Below are 1245 nucleotides of genomic sequence, written 5' to 3'. Positions count from 1 at the left end.
TGACCTGCCCCCCGATTTCAGTGCCGGCATGAAGTTAGTAAAGTCCGCTTTCGAAGGGAGAAGCGGGCATGAAGAAGCGATTTACGGACGAGCAGATCATTGGGTTCCTCAAGCAAGCCGAGGGCGGTATTGCGATCAAGGATCTGTGCAGGAAGCATGGCTTTAGCGACGCGGCGTTCTATACGTGGCGCAAGAAGTTCGGCGGCATGGAGGTTGCCGACGCCAAACGGCTGAAGGCGTTGGAAGCGGAGAACAGCAAGCTCAAGAAACTCCTGGCCGAATCCCTGCTGGACAACGACGCGCTCAAGGTCGCCCTGGGCCGAAAGCCCTGACCCCGCAGGCGAAGCGCGAGGCAGTGACGGCGATGCAAGAGAAGACCGGGATCTCTCAGCGTCGTGCCTGCCGGCTTGTGGGGATATCGCGCACGGTGCTGGCCTACGCACCGACGGCCAATCCGGCCAACGAAGCGATCCAGGCGAGGATGATCGAACTGGCAGCCGAGCGGCGCCGCTTCGGCTATCGGCGCATTCATGTTCTGCTGCGTCGGGAAGGGCACCAAGCCAACCACAAGCGCGTGTTTCGGCTTTATCAGGACGCCAAGCTGGCGGTCCCCAAGCGCAAGCGGCGGCGTGGCATTGCCGTGGAACGCCATCCCTTGACGCTGCCGGAGACCCCGAACCAGGTCTGGTCGATGGATTTCGTGATGGACGCTCTGTCGAATGGCCGTCGGCTGAAATGCCTGAACATCGTTGACGACTGCACCAAGGAGGCCGTAGATATCGTGGTCGATCACAGCATCACCGGCGACTACGTCGTGCGGGTTCTGGAGCAGGCGGCGATCTTCCGTGGTCTGCCGACAGCGATCCGCACCGACCAGGGGCCGGAATTCACCGGCAAGGCACTTGACCAATGGGCGTATCGCAACGGCGTCGAGCTCAAGCTGATTCAGCCGGGCAAACCGATGCAGAACGGCTACGTCGAGTCGTTCAACGGCAAGTTCCGCGACGAATGCCTGAACGAGCATTGGTTCACCAGCCTGGCCGAGGCGCGGGTGCGCATCGGCATCTGGCGACGGGAGTACAACGAGTGGCGGCCGCACAGTTCGCTCGACGATTTGACCCCGGCGGAGTTCGCGGCGCGCTGTCGGGCAAGCTTGCCCGACAGCGCATCGGAGACGGAAATCGGATAGATTCACAACTCGGACTTTGCTAACCACGACTTGGCACTAAAGACGGGGGCAGGTCA

The 1245-nt window shown here is 61.6% G+C and carries 1 protein-coding gene; it reads left to right on the top strand.

Translation table 11 applies throughout. The features are described from left to right. Positions 1-68 precede the first annotated feature (68 nt). Positions 69-1189, top strand: a protein-coding gene (locus tag AB1781_11425; GenBank protein MEW5705176.1) for an IS3 family transposase whose coding sequence is annotated in 2 segments (ribosomal slippage) — positions 69-321 and positions 321-1189 — 1122 coding nt in all. Because the reading frame shifts where the segments join, the coding sequence is not laid out codon by codon here. The last annotated feature ends 56 nt before the right edge of the window (positions 1190-1245 follow it).

This window comes from Pseudomonadota bacterium (assembly GCA_040752895.1).
Lineage (GTDB): Bacteria > Pseudomonadota > Alphaproteobacteria.
This window is presented reverse-complemented; position numbering and strand designations above follow the sequence as displayed.